Source organism: Paenibacillus sp. IITD108 (genome assembly GCF_036541265.1).
Classification (GTDB): Bacteria; Bacillota; Bacilli; order Paenibacillales; family Paenibacillaceae; genus Pristimantibacillus.
Window position 1 is genome coordinate 22,144 of sequence record NZ_JAZHCT010000034.1, and the last position, 20,399, is coordinate 42,542.

Here is a 20,399-nt window from a genome sequence, read left to right on the forward strand (position 1 = left end):
TCTTCTTAGGAAACTTCCATCCTGCAACCACATATAAAAAGGCTGTCTCTGGAGAGCTTACACTCTCTAGGACAGCTTCCGGCTATTGGTTCATCGTTAACTGATATTAGGCACTTGCCAAACGACAGGAGTGAGCTCAATCTGCTTGTCAAGCCATTGCTGTGCAATATGCTTGAACATATGCGGCTCCCCGCTGCAAAAAAAGTGATGGACTGGAACTGCTTCTGTTTTGGCAAGCTTGCGCTTATCCTGCAAAATCGTACTAACCTCTCTTGCCGTCTCCTCGGCCGAGCTAATTAAATTAACATTCTGACCCATTACCTCTGATATCGTATCCGATAAAAATGGGTAATGCGTACAACCGAGAATAAGGCAGTCAATCGGATAGCTTCTCATATGCTCGATTGAGCTGCGCACGACCTCATATGTTTCTGCCGAACGGAAATTGCCGCGCTCGACTAGCGGGACAAATTGCGGGCATGCTTCACTCACCACCTGAACATGCGGCGACAGCTCGCGCAAAGCATCCTCATAGGCGCCGCTCTTGATCGTGCCTTCTGTTCCAATAACGCCTACGCAGCCTGTTTTTGTTCGGCCAATCGCGGCTCGGGCTCCAGGATTAATAACGCCTACGACAGGAATTGCTACTCGCGAGCGTATATCCGTCAAGGATACTGCTGTCGCTGTATTACATGCGATAACGATCATCTTCGGCTGATATTGAATTAAATAATCAACGATTTCTCTTGTAAACTGCCTTACTTCTTCAGGCGTTCGCGGCCCGTAAGGCGTTCTTGCTGTATCACCAAAATAAATAATTTTTTCACGCGGCAGCTGGCGCATTACTTCTTTCACGACTGTAAGACCGCCCACGCCAGAGTCTAATATTGCTATCGGCTGTTGCACATGCACACCGCTTTCTCAAACGTATTGAAGGATATTATAATATATGATACGGATACATAAAACGTAACCTTATCTTATCGTAAATCAAAGCTTCGTTCAACAATTTAACAGTATGCAGAAGCAAAAATCGACAAACTTTACACACTTCGTTCACTACTTTAAACCTCAACGAGCGCTTCCTCTTGCCCGCTTTGCTCCATCTTTACCGCTCTGCTTCTTCCTTTCTGCCAAAGCTGCCATGCTATAACAGCAATCTCGGCCCACTGAAGTGCCTCATCCACCTGCTTCTGCTGCTTTTTCGAAGATTGCTCAACGTATCTGACCGCTGCATCAGATAGCAAATTTGTTAAATGACCTGCTGCTTTGGATACTTGATCGACTGCCTCGCTTGCTTGCTCCGCTGCCTGAAAAAGCTTCCTGCTGCTTTGCAATTGATCATTAATCGCTTGTACGGTATCGGCTGCGGGCTGTAAAATAAGACCTAACTCAGTCTGTGTAGCCTGCACCTGCTTGCCCAGCTCTTCAATCGTAATTTGCATACGTCCCCAATGAACAAGCGCCTTGTGAAGCGCAAGTAATATACCTGCAACGAGCACAACAAATGCGCCAGCCGCAATAGCGATACTCCATTGCCCAATCATTTCTTCACTTCCTTTGCATGCCAAGTCTTTGTCGTGCATGATCCAATCTAGACTAACGCCTACTTATCTACAATCAGTATAAGCAGCAGCAGCTTGTTTTGACACACTTGGCATTGCTTCCTGCGCTAACTGGCTTGGGCAACGGGCTGACGCAAACCGGCTCAGCTTCGCCTGCATGGCATCCGACTCGTCACTTATACTTTCTTATATTAAAAAAAGCTGCCCCAAAGGAGCAGCCGCAAGGCATGATTTTGTTGATTCAGCCAATATGATAGCTGCAACGGTTTTGTCCTTTAGCCAAACATTCCGTACGCTTTACTGAAACATTCAACAGCTCTTGAAATAAAGCCAGTTCACATTGACAGGCCTGCTCATACTTGCCTGCTACCTGCGCTATAGGGCAATTGTATTCGTGCAGGATGAAGCTGTCATCGCCTTTTCGCTCAACCTCCGTCATATACCCGCCAAGATTTTGAATATCGGCAAGCTCCGCAACGCGATCCTGCAGGCTTTTATTATTCATGCGAGCCGCATAGCGATCCAGCAATTTTTGCTTCCGTCCATTGAACATAATCTCGATCAAAGCGTTGGTTTCCGGTTTATCCGCCAGCTCTGCAAGCAAATCAAGCGTCAGTGCATCATAATTTTTTGGAAATAAACCGTCAGCAGCTTCAGTCAGCTCAAAAGCATGATAAGGCCTGCCCATAGGCTGTTTTATCGATAAAATACGCACGCTGCCCGCTTTCTCAAGCTCGTACATATGCCGGCGAATAGCCATTTCGGTTAAACCGATCGCTTGCGCCAGCTCGCTTGCGCTCATTGCACCCTTCTTCTTAAGCTGCAGCAAAATACGCTCACGCGTTGTTGAGGTTTCCTTTGCAGACTTACGCGATATTTCCTTACTTTTGAGTTCTTTTTCCTTGCTCCGGTTCATTTCCTCACCTCCCCTTCCTTGCCTGCTTCCGGTTCCTTCGTTTACAGCTCGCGTTTCAAATACTGCTCAACCGCTTCCTTAAAAGCTGGAAGCAGGCTTGCAAGCTCAGTCGTTAATGGATGCAGCTCCGCCCTCTGCCACTCGAAATATTGCTGTACAAGAGGCTTGCGCAGCTTAACGAGTTTCATTAGCGTTGGCTGCATATCGGCGGGAAATACGCCTTCCTCGCCCGTAATATCAATAATATCCTCATAGCTGCTTGCATCACGCATAATAAAGCCATCAATAATATAACTGCCTACATCTGTTACCGTCTCAACAGCCAAATGAAGTGCGCGTTCCTGCGCCAAGCCTTGCAGCAAGCTGCCTTGCCATTGCCTAGACAGCTCTTGCAGCGCTTTGGTAATCTCGTCGATCGCTTGCAGCCGAACGGCTATTTGCTCAACATTTACATAATACATAGCTCTGCTCCTGCTCTGTTTATTATTTCTGCTTACGCTTCGCTTTGCGTTTTAGCCAAGCTACCATAATAATACTGCCGAGAATAATGACCAATAAATAGGTCAATATTTCATATACGTCCCGCATATCTGATCCGTCTGACATATCGTTTATCCTTCCTCTCAGCTGACAAAGTCAACGCTGGCTGATGCTTCACGCACTTGCTTCATATGTTCGATTACAGCTTGATGAACCGGATGAACCTGATAAGCGTCAAGCGCCTCCATAGAATCAAACTTTGTAATAAGAGCAATATCATAAGAACGATCAGAATGAAGCACATCAATTCCCACTTCAATATATTTCAGTTGATCAATTTTACCTTCCATATCGCGCAGCACTTGCGCAGTTCGCTCAACACTTTCAGGGCTGTTATCCTTTAATTTAAAAAATACAATATGAGTTAGCATCAAAATATCCTCCCAAATATAGAACTGAGTTCAGCCGAAAACAGACTTCGGCAGTTAAGCATGACTTTTAGCCTTTTGTCACATAATAACCTATGCAGCAGCATTACGGCAAACTTTTCGTAAAGGAGCTATAAGACTATGCGCTATAGATTAACAGCAATTGCCACCCTTATCGGAGTTGCAATTTGTGCATTTAATTATACAGGCTATGATCCGCATAATATGTTTTTCTTTATGCTTAGCATTCCCGCCTGGTTTGTCGACTTTTTTGTCGATGTCCATGAAGTCAGCGTACTGCTCATGTACGTGCTTACAATTATTACCTGGGCTTTGCTTGGATTTGCAGCCGACTGGATGATTGCCAGGCAGCGTAAGCAATATGAAGGCCGGGATAGCGCCAGCCAATAGCGTAAAAGCAGCAGGAAATTTGGAAAAAGGAGCCTGATCGGCTCCTTTCCATACATTACATTCTATTATGCAGCCTCTACTACAAGCTTGGATTTCATCGTCACGTGTCCTTGACCGCATGGAATATTACAGTAGATTACATATTCACCTGGTTCAGTTAGCTCGATCTCGGCTTGAGGGTTATCCTTATTAAGATCAACATTCAACTCATCGATCCCAACACCATGAACCTTCATTTTGTCTTCAAGCTTGAAAATAACTTTTTCTCCCACTTTTGCAGTATACACTTCTTCACCAAATGTAAAGTCTGTTTTTGCTACAAGCTTCATTAGTACTGTTCCTTCCGGTAACGATGCTGATTCATCAACCGGCTTCTCTGGCATACCAAAACCTAGTAGATATACACCTAACAAGGCTGCCGCAGTAAAGAAAGTAAACATGATCCACTTATGCATTGCTTCGTGCTCCCCTTTGCGTTCATAATGTCTACCTCTTATAATACCTAACAATAGCAGATTTTCTCAACCTTAATCTATTCAAAGAAGGAAAGTTTTTTAGCTTTTTGACAAATCAATGAACTTTATTAAGTTGATAGAATAATATATTGCTTCAGCATCCGCTCAGATTCTGCTTTCACAAAACCCCACAGCATAAAAAAATGATGGTGGTAACCGCGGCATACATACTTGGCGTGCAGTCCGTCGGTCTGCCGCTTCTCCTCGTATACCTTGATGCCATGCTCTCGGAACAATCGGCGTGTATGGGCAAGATCAAGCAGGACGCGATCCTGAACCGCGCGAAGCATCGATTCATACAGACGGGGCAGCTTCATGCCGGCTGAATCAATTACGCGAATATCATGATTAAGAATTTGCATCATAATACCAAGCAAAATATGCCGCTTTACCAGCTGCAGCTCCGCCTCCGTCTGAATAGGCGGCGAGCCTGCGCCCTTCTGTAATTGTGCGGGCTCACTGCCGTCCTTGCTTTGCTTAACGCCTTGATGCGTATCGGCCTTACCGCTATTGTCGCTATTGTCGCTATTGCCGCTCTCGCGTTGCCCGCTGCCGCCTGCTGTACCTGCCAAATTAGCCGCACCTATCCTTGTTACAGTTTTCTCATTTATTACAGCCATTGCCGACCCTCCAAGCGCGAACAGCTGCTTGCAAGCAAGCTATTCACACACAAAAATAAGAACATCTGTTCTTATTATATGCGGATCTCGAGCATTTATGCAAGTAGGCTAATCTGGAAGCTGAAAGCTTTGTTCATCGGCGATGCTTTGGATCTCCTCAGCACTTATCGAAATAATAAGGTAGTCCTCTTCGTTTTGTTTTTTAAGCGCCTTTTCCTTTAAATATTTCGGGCTTGCCTCGCCCAGCTCCTCATCATAAAACAGCAGCAAGCCGTCAGTTTTTCTTAGCAGTAATTGGTCGCGGGCGGCAAATTGCCACGGACCGCTGTACGGCTCCTTGCTCAAAGCTGTATAATAATCAACCTGCCTGATCATCTGATCGGCGTATTCCTTCTTCTCCTCCTTCCAATCCTTCGTATAGTCGCTATATGCTGCTATTATCGATACTTTCAGCTCCGGAAAGCTGCTTTTAAGCTCAAGCGCCGCCTCGCACGCCCATAAATCCGTTCCGTATTGGCCGGGTGTAATCACCCACTCGAGCCCATCCTCAAGCAATGGAACGAGCCTGTTTTTGACAGCCTGCTTAATAAAAGCGACCCCTTTATGCTTCTGGCTGAAAATATTCAATTCATGAGCGCGATAGCCCGTAACAAGCAAATTTTTCATATCGCTGCAACCCTCGTTTTCATATTGTCACTGAGCCTAGTATTTTGCATAAGCAAGCTGCTGTCAAGCTCAGCGTAATTTCAGCAGATAACCCTTAATAAAGTTGATCAGATCGGCCTAGTTCGACCTTTTATGGATTATCCTGCGAAAATCAGGCTGTTGAGAAACAATTCTAACGAAGCTGACAAGCGCTATTTCAACCAAAACAGCTCATTTTAAATTGTAACGAAGATTAGTAGCTCTATGTGTGAACAATCCACGTTTTTAGGCACCTTTGACCTCAATAAGGCAGGATATCTCCGTTAGATTTTTTTCAACAACGTTTTTAGTATAATAGCGTTTCTGGCATTCGTTACATTCCTAAACAGTTTTTCAACAGCCTGATATCCTGTACTTAGTTTGAAGAAATTTGGCCTTTTAGTGATTCTAAGGGGAAAAACTTCTTTAGTTTGGCGGAATTCGCAGGATATAGGGTGATTCAATAAAACTAGATACATGAAATACATCTAGAATCGTTTATTCGGCAAAAAATGAAAATCTAGATGCACAAAATGTACTTAACTTTCACGAGCGTGGATGTAGCACTTGTCCATTCTACATTGCATACTTTTTCAACTGCCAGATAGTAAGGGAGCAAAAAAGCTCCGTCCACCGCATAAGCGGCGAACAGAGCTCTTCATGGCGTAATATTATAGCGACTCTCCGTGCAAGTAGTTGAAGAATGGCGCATCTACCCAGAATTGATACGGCGTAATAATAACATTAGGATCAATAGCCTTGAAGCCCGCTACCACCTTCGCAGAATCTTCATTTAATGAGAATGGATGAACTTCATAAACGCTGTCCGGATCTGTAATCAAATTGTTAGTAATCACTTTGTAATCAGCCAGCTCAGTTGCTGAGAAGTAGAGCGGCTGCCACCATGAGCCAGCAATAAGACCCGATTGATCAGCTTCGTTTTTCTTAGCATACGTTAAAATAACGTTTTGGAATGCTGCTTTATCCTTAGTGCTGAAAAATTCAAATGCAAGATCATATTCTTTGGAATAAGCAATAAAATTGCCATTTTCAATTTGGACAACATTCGGACCTGGATCGCCCCACTCAGCCAAATGAATATAAGCTGATGTTTTCGGCTCAAACTGCACCTTCGCATCCAAGCCTTCACTGCGCAATAGGCCAATTAGCTGAAGCGCATGCTTGAAATCGGAATGGCCGTATCGGATCGTCAACGATTCAACGAAGTTGGAATGAAAGCGCGAATCTTTCAAATTATAACCGGTTACCAGCTCCTGCTCTAGCGCTTCGTTAACAAGCTTTTGCAAATCAGGCGCATTAATAATGTCAGAAGTAGCATATGCCGTATTCAATTTTGCAAAAATATCCGCATCGCTCACATAGCCGATATAGTTTTTATAAAGGCCTTTTGCTTCCAGTACTTTGCCAAGCAAAACGTTAGCAAGCTTCACGTCAGCTGCCGCGCCAGGCTTGAAGCCTGCGTAGCTTGCTTCCGGCAGAAGTCCGGAATCTACAGCGACAGCCAATTCCTGCGCTACCTGAGTGCCAAGTCCGCTGCTAGTAATATTCAGCGCCTTCAAGGAATGATTCACCTTGTCTGCCGGATAAGTAAGAGCAAGCTCCTGGAGCTCAGCTGCGCGTACCGCAATTGAAATAGCTACCGAATTCGTCAGCACACGCTCTCCTTGGATAGCTGGCCCTTTCAAAATGCCTTTTTCATACAAGGCTGCAGCAGCTGGAAATAATGCGTCTCCCGCCTTCAAATCCGTGAACGGCTGGTCCTTTCCTTCTGCTTTATAATCTAGTATACTGGCAACTGCTTTAATAAAATCGCCTTTCGTAATTGAGCTGTTTAGGCTAATATTGTATTTGTCCTTTAAAAATACGCCGTACTCCTCAGCATCTATTGGACGCTCAGCTGTAGCGGATGCGCCATAAACTGTCGATTGCGCTGTCAGCAAAGCGAACGCCAGCAGCAGCGCCGCCAGCCATTTGAAGTAGTTGGACTGCAGTCTTGTCATGTAATGACCTCCTAGTAAGTATGTACAATTCATATTTTTCCTATCGGAATTATGTAGATAGAATTATAGCAATAGATTAGTAGAGTTGTCAACACTATTAAAGTCAAAGCTCTACCGATTATTTCCTCTAGTAAAGATAAGGGATCGCATTGCGATTCATGCTTGGGCGGCGATACCGCTTCTCCAGTCCCAATCTTGCTCTTCGTTCCCCTTTCTTTTTGCTTGCCAATCGTTGCCCACAATCGACACCCTCGTCAGCTTCGTTAAAAAACAATAGAGCCTTTTCTACTTGTCGTAGTGTCAGCTCTATTGCCCAATAATTAACCTAAGCGAAGCTTTTTCTGCGCTCTATTATCTATTGCAAATTATCTATTATCAATTTTCTCCGGGTACATATCGTGATTCATCAGACGATGCTCCGCCATTTGCTCATACTTTGTCCCCGGCTGCCCCCAATTGCAGTAAGGATCGATTGAAATGCCGCCACGAGGCGTAAATTTACCCCACACTTCAATATAGCGCGGCTCCATCAGTTTAATCAGATCGTTCATAATAATGTTCATGCAATCCTCGTGAAAATCACCATGATTGCGGAAGCTGAACAAATACAGCTTCAGCGCCTTGCTTTCCACCATCAGCTGATCCGGAATATAGGAAATATATATTGTCGCAAAATCAGGCTGGCCTGTCATTGGACATAGGCTTGTAAATTCCGGACAATTGAATTTTACGAAATAATCCCGATTTGGATGCTTGTTTGGAAATGATTCCAATATTTCCGGAGAATACGCAAATGTATACGTCGTTCCTTGACTGCCAAGCAAAGAAATACCGCTCAGCTCTTCTTTAGTTCTGCCTTCCATAGTCGTTCATCCGCCTTTTCATTTTTTTCATTCGACTGGACGTCTACACGCCCTTTTTATTGCCCCAAATCCATGTATGCAGCTGCGGCAGCACGTATACATCGCGCAGCGCCTCATCCGGCATTACTTGTTCAATCAGCCATTCATAACGGCCTAGCAAATAAGGCAGCAGTACAGCTTCGTTAGTCTCAGCCAGCTCCTCATTGCCAGCTTGAAGATAAAACGGAACATGCTCATACTTGCTGTGCACCTGCTTGGCGAATATTAAGTCCTGCTCATCAAATACAACTACTTTTATGCAGAAGCTGCGCCGACCAGCTTGCAGTTTGCTAATAATATCGTCCAGCACGCCCCAGTTTGTCTCCATCCCCGAGCTGGGCGGCTTGGGCGACAGCGTAAGCTCGTCTATCGCTTCAAACCAGCGCTGCCAGCGGCTGCCTTGGGTTTCCAGCGCCACTGCAATACCGCGCTCGTGCAGCCCGTCTATAAGCTCGCCCAGCTGCGGCAGCAGCGCAGGATTTCCTCCGGACAGCGTCACATGGTTAAAGCTGCTTCCGCCTGTAACGGCCAGCTGCCCGATAATTTCTTCAGCCGTCATAAGCTGAATATCTCCCTTGCCGCTGCCGTCCCAGGTAAACGCCGAATCGCACCACGAGCATTGATAGTCGCAGCCGGCTGTTCTGACAAACATCGTCTTCCGTCCAACGACCATGCCTTCCCCCTGAACCGTAGGTCCGAAAATTTCCATTACAGGTATCTTTCTTGCCGCACTGCTGGCGGCTCGAGTGCCAGCAATAGTCATGTCGAAGCCTCCTTGCGCTTGGGGCGGTAAATGCAATAGCTGGTCGGTGTCTCTCTTAAAAACACCTGCACACACTGCGGCTTGTTTGGCCGCTCATTCAAATGCTCCTGTACAAGCTCATATATAATACGCGCTACTACTTCGGTTGTTGGAAACTGTGCGGGATTGCTATTGCTGAACAGCTTCGTATCATCATTTAGCAGCGTGTGATCAAATCTTCCGTGAATAAGCTGCTTAATGAGAGCAAAATTGACGAGAAATCCTGATTCATCAAGCGTATCTCCTGCTATTGTGATATTGGCGTAATAGGTGTGTCCATGAACATACCGGCATTTTCCTGCCGCCTCCGAAGGAACGTAATGCGCTGCGGCAAACTGTAAATCTTTGTTCAGCTCATACTCATAGGGATGTACTGCCGCTGGATAGATTTGCTGCAGCATCAATTTCTCGCCTCCCTATGCTCGAACGGCTCCCGCTTGCCTGCAGAGACGGGCACAGCGCTGCGTACGGCTAAATAGCTTCGCAAGCCATTGCTGCGCAGCTGGCATGCCGGGCACTGCCCGCAGCCGTCTGCGATTACGCCGTTATAGCATGTAAGCGTGCGGCTTCTTACAAATTCAAAAGCGCCTAGCTCATCCGCTAGCTGCCAAACCTCCGCTTTGTTCAACCACATGAGCGGCGTATCCAGCACGAAGGAATAATCCATCGCCAAATTAAGCGTCACATTGAGCGACTTTATAAATATATCGCGGCAATCCGGATAACCGCTGAAATCTGTTTCACTAACGCCGGTGACAATATGCCGGGTTCCTGTCTGCTTGGCCAGCACAGCAGCGAAGCTAAAAAATAAAAGATTGCGGCCATCTACAAATGTAGTCGGAAGCTCTCCTTCCTTTTCATCAATCGCGATTTCTGTGCGGGTAAGCGCATTTGGCGCCAATTGATTCAGCAAGGACATATCAAGCACATGGTGCTTGACGCCCAGCTCTTTGGCGATGTCAGCGGCGCATTGGAGCTCCAGAGCATGGCGCTGCCCGTAATTGAACGTAACTGCCTCCACCTCATCGAACTGCTTTAGAGCCCAGAATAAGCACGTTGTGCTGTCCTGCCCGCCGCTAAATACTACTATTGCTTTTTCTTTGTTCATACGTAATAACCATCCTCTCTGTTATGGAGAAGCAGAGTTACGCTTGACTTCCGACATGAAGAAATACCTGTAGCTTGGCTGGCTGGCGTAAGAATGCTCTGTTTCTCACGGCCTGCGCCGGCGCTTCTTCATGCATTTTAAAAGCAGCTGCTTAATCATTGCCCGCTTTTAAAATATTAAAAAACAGGAACGGCGTGCTTCAGCCTCCCTTGAGACCGAAACACGCCGAACACAAAACGACGATGCCAATTATGGCCATCGCTTAGTTTTAGTTTTTTATAGAGGGAGTTCGCGAACCTCTCCCGAGCCTGCCGCAGCTGGCGCAAGCATCGGATTTCTTCTTTAGTTGTCCTTCGCTACTATAGCATACCCCTTCTTAAACGTCCACTCGTCCAAAACAGGCATTATATTTGCGTTACTCTCGAATTTCCGTATACTAGAAGATAGAGAGCTTTACAGGTTGAAATGATATATCTATTAACAAACTTTTCATCGAAACATTCAGCTTTTTCATACTAATATTGAGGTGACATGGTGGAGGATTTAAAAAAACAATACGAAATACTGGGATTGCCTGAATTTGCCGACAAGGAAGAAGTGGAAAAACGCTATTCCCTGCTGCTGCGCCGAGAACGCTCCCGCCAAAAGCTGGAAGCCCCTGACGAGGCATCATCGCAGGAGAATGGGCTTGACTTTGAACAAGTTACTGCAGCCTACAAACAAATATTAGCTTATGAGGACCAGAAGTTTACAGAAGCCTTCAACGAACAGGAATACGGCAAATACAAGAAGCTTTCCGGACAAGCGCAAAAAGTCGACCACTTCTGGCGCTATTACAAATATCATACTATCGGCGCCATCGCCGCCGTCGCTCTTCTCATTTACGGCATTATAAGCTTTATTGACCATCAGGAGGAAAAGAAACGGCTGGCCAGCTTGCCGCCCGTCGATGTAAGCGTTATGTTTATGGGCACCTTCGGCATGAAGGAAAATGATGATAAATTCGATCGCATCAACGATGCGCTGCTTGAAGCTTTTCCGGACTGGTCGCGCTTTGATTCCAACATTATTTTTGTGCCTAAAGATGATATGAACCAGATGGCTTATTTGCAAAAGGCTACTGTCATTTTGGCAACTGAAATAGATGATCTTTATGTGATGGATGAGGCGATGCTGCATTGGATTGGACAGCAGGGAGCTTTTCTTGATCTTGGAGAAGAGCCGATGCTCGCCCCGCTTCTCACAGAGCAAAACAGCAAAAAATTTGCAATTCAAGAAGATCCGACTGAAAGAATTTACGCTGTAGATCTTGGACAAACGGAATTCGTCAATGATGTCCCTGTACTAGGGCAAAACTTTTACGTCGGTATTCGCATAAATGCCAAAAACCCTGAGAAGGCCAAGCAATTTTTGAAGCATTATTTAGAAAAAGCAGCTCAGTAATTTGTTCGTTAAACACTTGACTGAGATTAGTAAAGGATGGCAAGCTTGCCTTGAACGCGCAGGCGGAAGGATTTACAGAAGCTAAAATACTAACAACCGCAGCGAGCAGAAGCGGGATTTTTGTTAAAAAAGACAGCACCATTGTAATTGCAACGATTGCCGGCGCCACCATGAAGCAATGGGGCGAGGTGATGCTCGCATTAGGCGCAGTTAGCGGCATGAACCTTGATGGCGGAGCATCCTCCGGCATGTACGCTAACGGAAAATATATTACAACGCCTGGCAGACTGCTAAGCAATGGGCTGATGTTCGGGAAAAAACTTGAAGTGGTAAACAAGCGGTTCCAAAATAAAAGGGAAAGGTCTTTTGTCAAGAACCTTTCCCTTTATTTGATTTATGACGATTATCCGAAGAAAATATCGATCAGCGTGCCTGCTGTACCTATATTTTTACCTGTTAATACATTTGGATCATAAATTTCCACATAACCGCAATTGCAGCATGAAATAAACAAATAATGATTATATTGCACATAAAGAAGCTTGCTTAGCCCCGTCCCCGTCATCGCCAGCTCTCTAATTTCAGCTTCCTCATGCTCGCATTTGCTGCATTTAAATTTTAGCAGGAGCAGCTCGCGAATGTTCTCCAGGCTAAGATTTTCCGCATAACTGTCTTGCTCCAGTTCATCTTCATTGACAAAGTAAACCTGGCCGTCTCTGTCCAGCAGAACTTCATGTCTGCAACTCGGGCAAATATCGTTGACAATGACAACTTCTTCACCGCACCACGGGCATTCCACTTGTTCCATAAGCCCTTCCCTCCAATATATTTTCATTTGGAAAAATTGTCTTACTCTATAAAACGTCTATTTGCCGCATTAGTTTCATAAAGCTATAAATTGGAGCGTCTAAGCGCTATGGAGTATGCAGTTGCCTTACCTTAGGGTATCAATATGAATCAATATGGTCACACATTCCGCTATTCGGCATAAAATGGGGCTTTTTCTGCGATTTATGTTTCAATAACGGAACGTCTGTCACTTTGCTGCCTCAAAACTGCGATATAAGGCATAATAACGGAACGGCTGACCAGCTAGGGAAGCTGGCGATTCATTACGGATTAGGCTAACGATCGCCAGGAGGGTGTCGATTAATTGTTAATAGGGCAATAAGCAATTGAAAGGATGCTACTACGATCAAGTTTGGGATTCCGACCGCTGTCTAGTCCATTTTTTTGATGAAATAACCCCTATAAAGGATAAAATTGACCTACAAAGGCGGACACTGCCGCTTCTCCATTCCCCATCTTGCACTTCGTTCCCCCTTTCTTTTTGCTTGCAATCGTCGCCCACAATGAATCGCCACCCTCGCCAGAAGCATTCTTTAGCCAAAATCACCTCAAAAAGCCCGCTGTCTATAAGTCCTTACGACTGATGGTCAGCGAGCCTCTTGTCTATTCATTTAATTTAACCTACCAACAATGCATACACGACACCCGGACCATGCACGCCAATCGTCAAATCATTCTCAATATCGGAGGATCGGCTCGGACCTGATATAAAGTGAATGCCAGCAGGCAGCTTCTCACGCCCAACCTGATCAAACCCGCCCAGCACCTCACCCAGTCTCGTATGCAAGCGGTCAACCGGAATAATAAAGAACATAACTGTTGGCAGCAAGCTTACTGAGCGACCTTTGTTATTAGCCGACAACACTGTAATCGAGCCAGTATAAGCTACAGCATGATCCGCCATCACGATGCCGATATCAGCCTGTGCCGCCTCTGCCATCCAGGCATGCTCTTCATCCGTGTTCCACGCTTTCAGCTCGGCTTCTGGAAGACGCTGCTTCAGCTCTTCCTCCAGCTCCAGCGCCGCAAGCTCCGACTCATTCTGACGAACGATATATTTGGCGCCTAGCTCCACAGTTTTATTAACGATAAAAGACTTAGCTTCTTCCATGGAAGCAAGCCTCGCCGTATGGCCGCCAACGGACTGAAAGTTATCGATAAATTGTGCTTCCTTCTCCTCCTGCGACCAATTAAATGCCTGCCAGAAGTCAGGCGCGCCACGATAAGGCTGAACAGGCTTCTCCGTCATGCGCGGATGTCTAAGCTTTGCTGCAATATCCTTCATAAACCGCTCCTGCTTCGCCTTAGACTGCTCCGCCAGCCTTGCCAGCCACTGCTCATGCGTCTCACTCATCTGCGCCATCCCCCTTGCCAGACTTTTTACTATTCAACGCGCTATTACGCCCCTCCGCACGCCCTCGAACAAGCGCCTCCATCCGCTGACGCGCCGCGTCATCGAGCTCGCGCAGCTCAGTCTTCAACTCCTGATCTAGCGTTTGCCAACGGTCACGGAAGGATTTCTTAGGCAAGCTTGGCGTGACACGATAGCTGTTCCAGCCTTTAAGCGGTCCAAGCTTCGTACGGATATATCCGTCGCGGACGACAAGCTTTTGCCCAAGCTTGCCTAGCCGGACAAGTCCGCCAAATTTGCCCGAGCTGCCCATCACCGCAGCAAAGCCCTGCATGCCAAGCGATTCCAGCTTATTGCCATGCCCGCCTTCCACCTTGCGCCTGCGCAGGTAGACAAGCATATCATGCAGCGGTATTTTGACAGGGCACGCCTCATAGCAGGCGCCACATAAGCTCGAAGCACCAGCTATATCATCCCACTCCGCTACATTGCTATTAAGCGAAGGCGTCAGCACTGCGCCTATCGGCCCGCTGTAGGTGCTGCCATAAGCATGACCGCCAATATGGCGGTATACGGGGCAAGCGTTCAAGCAAGCGCCGCAGCGAATACAGTTGAGCAGCTCCTGAAATTCAGGGTCGCCCAGCTGCAGGGAACGTCCATTATCAACAATAATAATGTGCATCTCTTCAGGTCCATCCGCATCTCCATTGCGACGCGGACCTGTAATGCCGGACATATACATCGTCAGCTTCTGTCCGGTTGCCGAGCGCGGCAGAAGCGTAGCCATAACCTCCAAATCAGACCAGGAAGGAATAATACGCTCCATGCCCATTAACGTAATTTGCGTCTTCGGCACCGTACTGACCATCCGCGCATTGCCTTCATTTTCAAACAGTACCATAGAGCCCGTCTCGGCGATCGCAAAGTTGCAGCCCGTCATGCCGATATCCGCTTCAAGAAACTTTTCGCGCAGCTTTTTGCGCACAAAGCCGGCAAGCGCCGTCGTATCCGGCGGCAGCTCATAACCTGCTTCCTTCGACAGCAGTTCAGCTATTTGATAGCGATTTTTGTGAATGGCCGGAATAACGATATGCGAAGGCATCTCGCCAGCAAGCTGAATAATATATTCGCCCAAATCGGTTTCTATCGCCTCAACACCGATCGTTTCGAGCGCCTGGTTCAAATGCAGCTCTTCTGTAACCATCGACTTCGATTTTACAACGGACTTGGCTTCAGCATGCTTGGCAATATCCAAAGCAATTGCAACAGCCTCCTGTCCAGTCGAAGCAAAATGAATATGAACGCCATTAGCTCTTGCATTATCAACGAATAAGTTCAAATAATAATCTAAATGAGCAATCGTATGAAGACGGATTTGTCTCCCCTGCTCGCGCCAAAGCTCCCAATTGCCATGCTCCTCAGAAGCTTTCTTCTTGCCATTGCGAAGCCGCTCTGTTGTAAAGCGCACAGCCTTGCGCAAAAATTCGTCATGAAGGGCAAGCTCTGCCCGCTCCTTCACGGACTTCTTCATAGCCTGTTGTCCGCTCATGCTTGCTTCACCCCTTCGTACAGCAGCTCAGCCAGATGCATCACTCGCACCGGCTTATTCCGATAATGCAAATTGCCCGCAATATTCATTAAGCAAGCCATATCAAGTCCTACCAGCACCTCTGCTTCGCTTTCCAGCACATGATCCGCCTTTTCTGTAACCATTGCTCCGGAAATATGTGCCATCTTTACAGCAAAAGTACCGCCAAAGCCGCAGCAGTCCTCAGCAAACGGAAGCGGCACGAATTCCAGTCCCGACACATTTTCGAGCAGCAGCATCGGTTCGTCCTTTACACCAAGTATCCGGCTGCCATGACAAGATGGATGGTAAGTTACTTTATGCGGAAAGCTCGCTCCAAGATCGGTAACCCCAAGCACCTGTACAAGAAATTGCGTAAATTCATAAGACTTTTCCTTCAATTTTGTAACACGCTCCAGCATAACTGGATCATTCTCAAACAGCTTCGGATAATGATGGATCATACCTGTACATGAGCCGGAAGGAGCAATTACAAAGTCACTATCTTCGAACGCATCGACAATAGTACGAGCCGATTCGCGCGCCTCCTTCCAATAGCCGCTATTAAAGGCAGGCTGTCCGCAGCAGGTTTGCACAGTAGGGAATTGCAGCTTGATGCCATGTCTGGCAAGCAGCCTTGCCATCGCTTCTCCTACCTTCGGAAACATAGCATCACTTATACATGTAATAAATAAAGATACCTTCATCGTCATCCCCCTAGCCATAAAATAGCAACAGCCTAATCGAAGCTAGGCGCTGCGCTTCTTTTGGGGAAGCCAGCGCCTATTATGCGAGGACCGTTAAACTATAGTTACTTCTATATTACGCTCTTGCAATCTCTCACGTATACTGGATTCCAAAGCTTTATCCGTAATAATTCGATCTATATCTGCCAAATCAGCGACATGTGTAAACGCCTGCATGCCAAACTTGCTAGAGTCCGCCAGCAAAACAATCTCATCTGCCATGCCAATCATCCGATACTTGATTCGAGCTTGAAGCTCATTAGATTCACTAACGCCTCGATCCAAATGAACACCTTTGCACGAGAAAAAAACTTTATCTACATGATAGGCATCAAGTGAACGTTCTGCTAGCGGACCTACGTAAGATAATGAACGAGAAGCTAGAATCCCTCCAGTAGAAATTACCTCTATCTTCTCTTTTCCACTAAGCTCCAACGCTACCTTAATAGAATTCGTAAGGACGGTAAGCGGAATATCCGGCATTGATGCTGCCATGTACCACGCTGTTGAGCTGGCATCAAGCAATATCCGGTCCTGCGGCTTAATTAGCTTCACAGCTGCTTCCGCAATTCTTCGCTTTTCATCGGCATAAGCGACTTCTCTCTCGAAGAAAGGTGTTTCCGGCTGCTGATCCTTTACGCTGACAGCACCGCCATGAGAACGGCGCAGTCTGCCAACCTGCTCCAAACGGTCCAAATCACGGCGTATCGTCTCCTCCGTCACCTGACAAAGCTCACTGAGCTCTGTGACGCGTATGCTCCCTCTCTCATTTACAAGCTGCACGATGTAGTTATAGCGTTCAGCAACCAACATTCCATTTCCTCATTTCACACATTAGTCCTCATAGCCGCTGCGCAGTAATGAGTATATTACGTACATGTTCACTATTTAATGTTCGTTTTCATTTTATACTGTTTGTACGCATTATTCCAGCTTTCGGCATCCTGAGCCTCATACTGGACAATTGGGAATGAATCGCGAATAACACGTCTTGCCTCCCAAACATCCTTAAGCTCGCCAGAGGCAATCCACTGTACAGCCATATTTCCGATGGCGCTGCCTTCAACCGGACCTGCCCATACATGCTTGCCTAGTGCATTTGCTGTCCACTGACATAACAATGTATTTTGAATGCCGCCGCCAACCATATGCAGTCCCTCATACACAGCCTCTGTCAATCGTTCAATCTGCTCGAAAGCCTGGCGATATTTAAAAGCGAGACTTTCCAGAATTGCTCTCACATAGCTGCCTACATCAGTAGGATGCGATTGTCCGGTACGATCCAGATACAAGCGAATCTGTGCAGGCATATCCCCAGGATGCAAAAACAGATCGTCGTCTACATCTATAAAATGAGCGAATGGCTCAGCTTGCTCTGCCAGCTGAACTAGCTCCGGGAACGAATAAGCTTTGCCTTCTCTCTCCCACGCGCGCCTGCTTTCCTGCAAAATCCAAAGACCCATTATATTTTTGAGCAGCCTAAAGGTGCCATATGCGCCGCCCTCATTCGTGAAGTTCAAGCTTTGCGACATTTCATTAATAACAGGCTCCTGCACCTCTGTCCCGATTAGCGACCAAGTACCGCAGCTTAAATAAGCAAAAGAGCGTTCAGTAGAAGGAACAGCAACGACTGCTGAGCCGGTATCATGCTCTGCAACGGCGATCACAGGTACAGTGTCAATGCCAAGCTCATCACACACCTCATCACTAAGCTTCCCTGCTTGTGTGCCAGGCTGTACAACCTCGCCCAGCAGCTCACGATCAATCCCAATTGTTTGCAGCAGCAGGTCATCCCAATCCATTGTTTTCGGATTAAAGATTTGCGTAGTTGAAGCGTGTGAAAATTCATTATACATCTCATTGGTCAAAAAATAACGGAGCAGCGATGGGAATAACAATATATGCTTGCCGCCAATTAGCTGCTGTGAATGATTCCGATTCAAGGAAGCGAGCTGATACAACGTATTGATCGGCATAAATTGAATGCCCGTACGTTCAAAGATCGTATCAGCAGACAGCTCTTCAATAAGCTGCTCCATCATGCCAGTTGTATGAGTATCGCGATAATGATATGGATTGCCAAGCAACTCGCCTGCTTCGTTAATAACGCCAAAATCAACTCCCCAGGTGTCAATACCAATGCTGCCAAGCTCGATGCCTTGGTTTTTTGCTTTCAGCAAGCCCTGCTTCAGTTCGTGCAGTAAACGCAATACGTCCCAGTGCAGCCGTTTGCCAACTAGAACGGGATCATTGGAGAAGCGGTGAAGCTCCTCCAGCTCAATCCGTCCATCAACTAAACGTCCAAGCACTGCCCTGCCGCTGCTTGCGCCAAGATCGAATGCAAGAACATGGGTCACCAGCTCGCACCACCCTTGCCTCTCACCAGGATGTCTTTTCCATAGCTGCTTGATAGATAAGCCTGCATCGGATCGACAGGCAAGCCTTGCTCCTCGCGGATGGCATGAAGAAGCGGCGTAACGTCAAACTCAAATGCACGTCGGACAGCGTGCTCTGCCGCAAGTACATCATGGCGATCAGCAGCTTCTGCTACTTCCTTGTGATCTATAAGAAGCGCCTTAGCAAATTGCGTCTGAACATTAAGTACAGAGCGCATCATGGCTGGAATTTTCTGTTCGATATTATGAGATTGGTCAATCATATAAGCGATGTTGGACACATTATCACGTATAGCCGCATCCTCGTCATTAGCCGCATCAAGAATTTGATAGAAGATTAAAAATAGCTCGTATGGATTAACTGTTCCGACAATTAGATCATCATCCGCATACTTGCGGCTGTTGAAATGGAAGCCGCCAAGACGCTTCTCGTCAAGCAAATAGGCTACGATATGCTCGATGTTAGCTCCTTGAAAATGATGCCCTGTATCTACTAGAACTTCAGCTTGCGGTCCGAGCTTTTGCGCTAGATTGTAAGCCATGCCCCAGTCTGCAAGGTCCGTATGATAAAACGCTGGCTCAAAGCATTTGTATTCAATAAGCATGCGCATTTTCGGCGTAAGCGCCTTATACATTTCAGTCAAAGCTTCCTGCATCCAAGCTTTGCGCTTGCGGATATGTCCTTGACCTGGATAGTTTGTACCATCCGCAAACCACAGACTAATATCGCGTGAGCCTGTTTCCTTGGCAATATCGACGCACTCTAGCAAATGATCGGTAGCTTTACGACGTACCGCTGCATCTGCATGAGTTACGCTACCGAGCATGTACTCATCTTCCTGGAACAGATTCGGATTAATCGCGCCGATAGAAAGACCTAGACCTTCAGCATGGCTTCTCAGCTTCCCAAAATCCTCCACCTTATCCCAAGGAATATGAATAGCAACGGAAGGAGCAAGTCCTGTCAGGGCATGCACCTGTGCGGCATCTTCAAACTTCTCGAATGGATTGCGAGGCACGCCTTCTTTTTGAAATACTTTAAATCTTGTACCGGAATCACCATATCCCCATGAAGGAGTTTCAATCTTCAATGCCTTGAGACGCTCTTTTACTACATTCAAATCGATTCCTCTAGCCTTCTGCTGCTCTTCGAATAATGCATATGCGCGATCGGACATGGGTAACGCCCTCCTAATAAAATTTATGATTGCTTAATCGGATAAGCTATGGTCGACATTAGTGTATTTTCAGCCTGGGTCGAATCCAATCTGCTGTATTGCACAATAACAGGGATACTGCTCATTACTTCAATTGCATATGGAATGCCTGCCGGGATCGATACGCCATCTTTTGCGAGCGAGCTTGTGCGAATATGATACGCTCTTCTGCCAGGAACAACTGCAGAAATATTGTCAATCGGCTCATGATCCTCGAAGAAAATCGTTATTGAAAGCTCAGCATCCACAGATGAGCGATTAAGCACGCATATTGATTCATGACTTATAAGCTCGCCAGAGCTTTTGGGTGGAATATAGCCATCCGGTATATACCAAATTTTCTCGCCATATGCCTCGAACATCCAGCATCCCCCTTTT

At 46.5% G+C, this 20,399-nt stretch carries 26 protein-coding genes and 1 riboswitch; of the genes, 4 read left to right on the forward strand and 22 right to left on the reverse strand.

The features are described from left to right. Positions 1 to 96: 96 nt before the first annotated feature. Positions 97 to 906 (reverse strand): glutamate racemase, encoded by an 810-nt coding sequence (gene racE, locus V1L65_RS23050; protein ID WP_331701619.1) that lies wholly within the window; start codon positions 904 to 906, stop codon positions 97 to 99. Between the two features lie 158 nt (positions 907 to 1,064). Continuing rightward, the gene (locus tag V1L65_RS23055; protein ID WP_331701620.1) at positions 1,065 to 1,586 is read right to left on the reverse strand and encodes a DUF948 domain-containing protein; all 522 of its coding nucleotides are present in this window, start codon (positions 1,584 to 1,586) and stop codon (positions 1,065 to 1,067) included. A 68-nt stretch (positions 1,587 to 1,654) separates the two neighbouring features. Between V1L65_RS23055 and V1L65_RS23060 the strand changes: the two genes are divergently transcribed. Then, positions 1,655 to 1,819, forward strand: a complete 165-nt coding sequence (locus V1L65_RS23060; RefSeq protein WP_331701621.1) for a hypothetical protein — start codon at positions 1,655 to 1,657, stop codon at positions 1,817 to 1,819. On the opposite strand, the gene V1L65_RS23065 is transcribed toward V1L65_RS23060, so the two are convergent. The 4 genes from V1L65_RS23065 to V1L65_RS23080 are packed head-to-tail and all read right to left on the reverse strand — an operon-like array spanning position 1,807 to position 3,392. Further along, positions 1,807 to 2,481: a helix-turn-helix transcriptional regulator gene (locus V1L65_RS23065; protein ID WP_331701622.1), complete on the reverse strand. Its 675-nt coding sequence runs from the start codon at positions 2,479 to 2,481 to the stop codon at positions 1,807 to 1,809. The two genes, V1L65_RS23060 and V1L65_RS23065, sit on opposite strands and share 13 nt — an antisense overlap. A 41-nt stretch (positions 2,482 to 2,522) precedes the next feature. Further along, entirely contained in the window at positions 2,523 to 2,942 is a 420-nt protein-coding gene (locus V1L65_RS23070; RefSeq protein WP_331701623.1) for a DUF86 domain-containing protein, read from the reverse strand. 22 nt (positions 2,943 to 2,964) lie between these two features. Beyond that, on the reverse strand, positions 2,965 to 3,087 hold the full coding sequence (locus V1L65_RS23075) for a hypothetical protein (protein WP_331701624.1): 123 nt from the start codon (positions 3,085 to 3,087) through the stop codon (positions 2,965 to 2,967). A 17-nt stretch (positions 3,088 to 3,104) separates the two neighbouring features. Beyond that, a complete protein-coding gene (locus V1L65_RS23080; protein ID WP_331701625.1) occupies positions 3,105 to 3,392 on the reverse strand; it encodes a Dabb family protein in 288 nt (95 codons plus the stop codon). 138 nt (positions 3,393 to 3,530) lie between these two features. On the opposite strand from V1L65_RS23080, the gene V1L65_RS23085 reads away from it, so the two are divergent. Further along, positions 3,531 to 3,800 (forward strand): hypothetical protein, encoded by a 270-nt coding sequence (locus V1L65_RS23085; RefSeq protein ID WP_331701626.1) that lies wholly within the window; start codon positions 3,531 to 3,533, stop codon positions 3,798 to 3,800. 65 nt (positions 3,801 to 3,865) lie between these two features. On the opposite strand, the gene V1L65_RS23090 is transcribed toward V1L65_RS23085, so the two are convergent. The 8 genes from V1L65_RS23090 to queC all read right to left on the reverse strand — a co-directional run bounded on the left by V1L65_RS23090 (position 3,866) and on the right by queC (position 10,452). Then, positions 3,866 to 4,255, reverse strand: coding sequence for a cytochrome C oxidase subunit II (locus tag V1L65_RS23090; RefSeq protein ID WP_331701627.1), 390 nt, complete (start codon positions 4,253 to 4,255; stop codon positions 3,866 to 3,868). Positions 4,256 to 4,383: 128 nt separating this feature from the next. Next, positions 4,384 to 4,935, reverse strand: coding sequence for a hypothetical protein (locus tag V1L65_RS23095; protein ID WP_331701628.1), 552 nt, complete (start codon positions 4,933 to 4,935; stop codon positions 4,384 to 4,386). Between the two features lie 108 nt (positions 4,936 to 5,043). Continuing rightward, the gene (locus V1L65_RS23100; RefSeq protein WP_331701629.1) at positions 5,044 to 5,601 is read right to left on the reverse strand and encodes a DUF1273 domain-containing protein; all 558 of its coding nucleotides are present in this window, start codon (positions 5,599 to 5,601) and stop codon (positions 5,044 to 5,046) included. A 689-nt stretch (positions 5,602 to 6,290) separates the two neighbouring features. Beyond that, positions 6,291 to 7,640, reverse strand: a complete 1,350-nt coding sequence (locus V1L65_RS23105) for a hypothetical protein (RefSeq protein ID WP_331701631.1) — start codon at positions 7,638 to 7,640, stop codon at positions 6,291 to 6,293. Positions 7,641 to 8,005: 365 nt separating this feature from the next. Then, the gene (queF, locus tag V1L65_RS23110) at positions 8,006 to 8,503 is read right to left on the reverse strand and encodes a preQ(1) synthase (protein WP_331701632.1); all 498 of its coding nucleotides are present in this window, start codon (positions 8,501 to 8,503) and stop codon (positions 8,006 to 8,008) included. 43 nt (positions 8,504 to 8,546) lie between these two features. Beyond that, positions 8,547 to 9,305, reverse strand: coding sequence for a 7-carboxy-7-deazaguanine synthase QueE (gene queE / locus V1L65_RS23115; RefSeq protein ID WP_331701633.1), 759 nt, complete (start codon positions 9,303 to 9,305; stop codon positions 8,547 to 8,549). After that, positions 9,302 to 9,745 (reverse strand): 6-pyruvoyl trahydropterin synthase family protein, encoded by a 444-nt coding sequence (locus V1L65_RS23120; protein ID WP_331701660.1) that lies wholly within the window; start codon positions 9,743 to 9,745, stop codon positions 9,302 to 9,304. Before V1L65_RS23120 ends, queE begins: the two co-directional genes overlap by 4 nt. Next, complete coding sequence (gene queC / locus V1L65_RS23125; protein ID WP_331701634.1) at positions 9,745 to 10,452, reverse strand: 7-cyano-7-deazaguanine synthase QueC; 708 nt, start codon at positions 10,450 to 10,452, stop codon at positions 9,745 to 9,747. The genes V1L65_RS23120 and queC overlap by 1 nt, the downstream gene beginning before the upstream one ends. Before the next feature lie 262 nt (positions 10,453 to 10,714). Continuing rightward, a riboswitch (PreQ1 riboswitch) is annotated at positions 10,715 to 10,758 on the reverse strand. 228 nt (positions 10,759 to 10,986) lie between these two features. On the opposite strand from queC, the gene V1L65_RS23130 reads away from it, so the two are divergent. Together V1L65_RS23130 and V1L65_RS23135 are read left to right on the forward strand one after the other, a co-directional pair. Beyond that, positions 10,987 to 11,895, forward strand: coding sequence for a J domain-containing protein (locus V1L65_RS23130; RefSeq protein WP_331701635.1), 909 nt, complete (start codon positions 10,987 to 10,989; stop codon positions 11,893 to 11,895). Positions 11,896 to 11,915: 20 nt separating this feature from the next. Then, positions 11,916 to 12,371, forward strand: a complete 456-nt coding sequence (locus tag V1L65_RS23135) for a phosphodiester glycosidase family protein (RefSeq protein WP_331701661.1) — start codon at positions 11,916 to 11,918, stop codon at positions 12,369 to 12,371. On the opposite strand, the gene V1L65_RS23140 is transcribed toward V1L65_RS23135, so the two are convergent. From V1L65_RS23140 to V1L65_RS23175, 8 genes are all read right to left on the reverse strand, one after another. Beyond that, positions 12,299 to 12,703, reverse strand: coding sequence for a zinc ribbon domain-containing protein (locus V1L65_RS23140; RefSeq protein WP_331701636.1), 405 nt, complete (start codon positions 12,701 to 12,703; stop codon positions 12,299 to 12,301). The genes V1L65_RS23135 and V1L65_RS23140 overlap by 73 nt on opposite strands. 657 nt (positions 12,704 to 13,360) lie before the next feature. Further along, on the reverse strand, positions 13,361 to 14,098 hold the full coding sequence (locus V1L65_RS23145) for a LutC/YkgG family protein (protein WP_331701637.1): 738 nt from the start codon (positions 14,096 to 14,098) through the stop codon (positions 13,361 to 13,363). After that, on the reverse strand, positions 14,091 to 15,644 hold the full coding sequence (locus V1L65_RS23150) for a LutB/LldF family L-lactate oxidation iron-sulfur protein (protein ID WP_331701638.1): 1,554 nt from the start codon (positions 15,642 to 15,644) through the stop codon (positions 14,091 to 14,093). The genes V1L65_RS23145 and V1L65_RS23150 overlap by 8 nt, the downstream gene beginning before the upstream one ends. Then, positions 15,641 to 16,369 carry a (Fe-S)-binding protein gene (locus V1L65_RS23155; protein WP_331701639.1) on the reverse strand — a complete coding sequence of 243 codons (729 nt, stop codon included), beginning with the start codon at positions 16,367 to 16,369 and terminating at the stop codon, positions 15,641 to 15,643. Before V1L65_RS23155 ends, V1L65_RS23150 begins: the two co-directional genes overlap by 4 nt. 93 nt (positions 16,370 to 16,462) lie before the next feature. Then, positions 16,463 to 17,221, reverse strand: a complete 759-nt coding sequence (locus V1L65_RS23160) for a DeoR/GlpR family DNA-binding transcription regulator (RefSeq protein WP_331701640.1) — start codon at positions 17,219 to 17,221, stop codon at positions 16,463 to 16,465. Between the two features lie 71 nt (positions 17,222 to 17,292). Further along, positions 17,293 to 18,765, reverse strand: coding sequence for a rhamnulokinase (locus V1L65_RS23165; protein ID WP_331701641.1), 1,473 nt, complete (start codon positions 18,763 to 18,765; stop codon positions 17,293 to 17,295). Continuing rightward, entirely contained in the window at positions 18,762 to 19,982 is a 1,221-nt protein-coding gene (rhaI, locus tag V1L65_RS23170) for an L-rhamnose isomerase (protein ID WP_331701642.1), read from the reverse strand. The genes V1L65_RS23165 and rhaI overlap by 4 nt, the downstream gene beginning before the upstream one ends. Positions 19,983 to 20,005: 23 nt before the next feature. Beyond that, positions 20,006 to 20,383, reverse strand: a complete 378-nt coding sequence (locus V1L65_RS23175) for a sensory rhodopsin transducer (protein WP_331701643.1) — start codon at positions 20,381 to 20,383, stop codon at positions 20,006 to 20,008. Positions 20,384 to 20,399: the final 16 nt, after the last annotated feature.

What these genes read in the sequence shown, in the direction of transcription:
- V1L65_RS23055 (WP_331701620.1), bottom strand. Translation starts at nt 1,586, where the DNA reads ATGCACGACAAAGACTTGGCATGCAAAGGAAGTGAAGAAATGATTGGG.
- V1L65_RS23065 (WP_331701622.1), bottom strand. Translation starts at nt 2,481, where the DNA reads ATGAACCGGAGCAAGGAAAAAGAACTCAAAAGTAAGGAAATATCGCGT.
- V1L65_RS23070 (WP_331701623.1), bottom strand. Translation starts at nt 2,942, where the DNA reads ATGTATTATGTAAATGTTGAGCAAATAGCCGTTCGGCTGCAAGCGATC.
- V1L65_RS23075 (WP_331701624.1), bottom strand. Translation starts at nt 3,087, where the DNA reads ATGTCAGACGGATCAGATATGCGGGACGTATATGAAATATTGACCTAT.
- V1L65_RS23080 (WP_331701625.1), bottom strand. Translation starts at nt 3,392, where the DNA reads ATGCTAACTCATATTGTATTTTTTAAATTAAAGGATAACAGCCCTGAA.
- V1L65_RS23085 (WP_331701626.1), top strand. Translation starts at nt 3,531, where the DNA reads ATGCGCTATAGATTAACAGCAATTGCCACCCTTATCGGAGTTGCAATT.
- V1L65_RS23090 (WP_331701627.1), bottom strand. Translation starts at nt 4,255, where the DNA reads ATGCATAAGTGGATCATGTTTACTTTCTTTACTGCGGCAGCCTTGTTA.
- V1L65_RS23095 (WP_331701628.1), bottom strand. Translation starts at nt 4,935, where the DNA reads ATGGCTGTAATAAATGAGAAAACTGTAACAAGGATAGGTGCGGCTAAT.
- V1L65_RS23100 (WP_331701629.1), bottom strand. Translation starts at nt 5,601, where the DNA reads ATGAAAAATTTGCTTGTTACGGGCTATCGCGCTCATGAATTGAATATT.
- V1L65_RS23105 (WP_331701631.1), bottom strand. Translation starts at nt 7,640, where the DNA reads ATGACAAGACTGCAGTCCAACTACTTCAAATGGCTGGCGGCGCTGCTG.
- queF (WP_331701632.1), bottom strand. Translation starts at nt 8,503, where the DNA reads ATGGAAGGCAGAACTAAAGAAGAGCTGAGCGGTATTTCTTTGCTTGGC.
- queE (WP_331701633.1), bottom strand. Translation starts at nt 9,305, where the DNA reads ATGACTATTGCTGGCACTCGAGCCGCCAGCAGTGCGGCAAGAAAGATA.
- V1L65_RS23120 (WP_331701660.1), bottom strand. Translation starts at nt 9,745, where the DNA reads ATGCTGCAGCAAATCTATCCAGCGGCAGTACATCCCTATGAGTATGAG.
- queC (WP_331701634.1), bottom strand. Translation starts at nt 10,452, where the DNA reads ATGAACAAAGAAAAAGCAATAGTAGTATTTAGCGGCGGGCAGGACAGC.
- V1L65_RS23140 (WP_331701636.1), bottom strand. Translation starts at nt 12,703, where the DNA reads ATGGAACAAGTGGAATGCCCGTGGTGCGGTGAAGAAGTTGTCATTGTC.
- V1L65_RS23145 (WP_331701637.1), bottom strand. Translation starts at nt 14,098, where the DNA reads ATGAGTGAGACGCATGAGCAGTGGCTGGCAAGGCTGGCGGAGCAGTCT.
- V1L65_RS23150 (WP_331701638.1), bottom strand. Translation starts at nt 15,644, where the DNA reads ATGAGCGGACAACAGGCTATGAAGAAGTCCGTGAAGGAGCGGGCAGAG.
- V1L65_RS23155 (WP_331701639.1), bottom strand. Translation starts at nt 16,369, where the DNA reads ATGAAGGTATCTTTATTTATTACATGTATAAGTGATGCTATGTTTCCG.
- V1L65_RS23160 (WP_331701640.1), bottom strand. Translation starts at nt 17,221, where the DNA reads ATGTTGGTTGCTGAACGCTATAACTACATCGTGCAGCTTGTAAATGAG.
- rhaI (WP_331701642.1), bottom strand. Translation starts at nt 19,982, where the DNA reads ATGTCCGATCGCGCATATGCATTATTCGAAGAGCAGCAGAAGGCTAGA.
- V1L65_RS23175 (WP_331701643.1), bottom strand. Translation starts at nt 20,383, where the DNA reads ATGTTCGAGGCATATGGCGAGAAAATTTGGTATATACCGGATGGCTAT.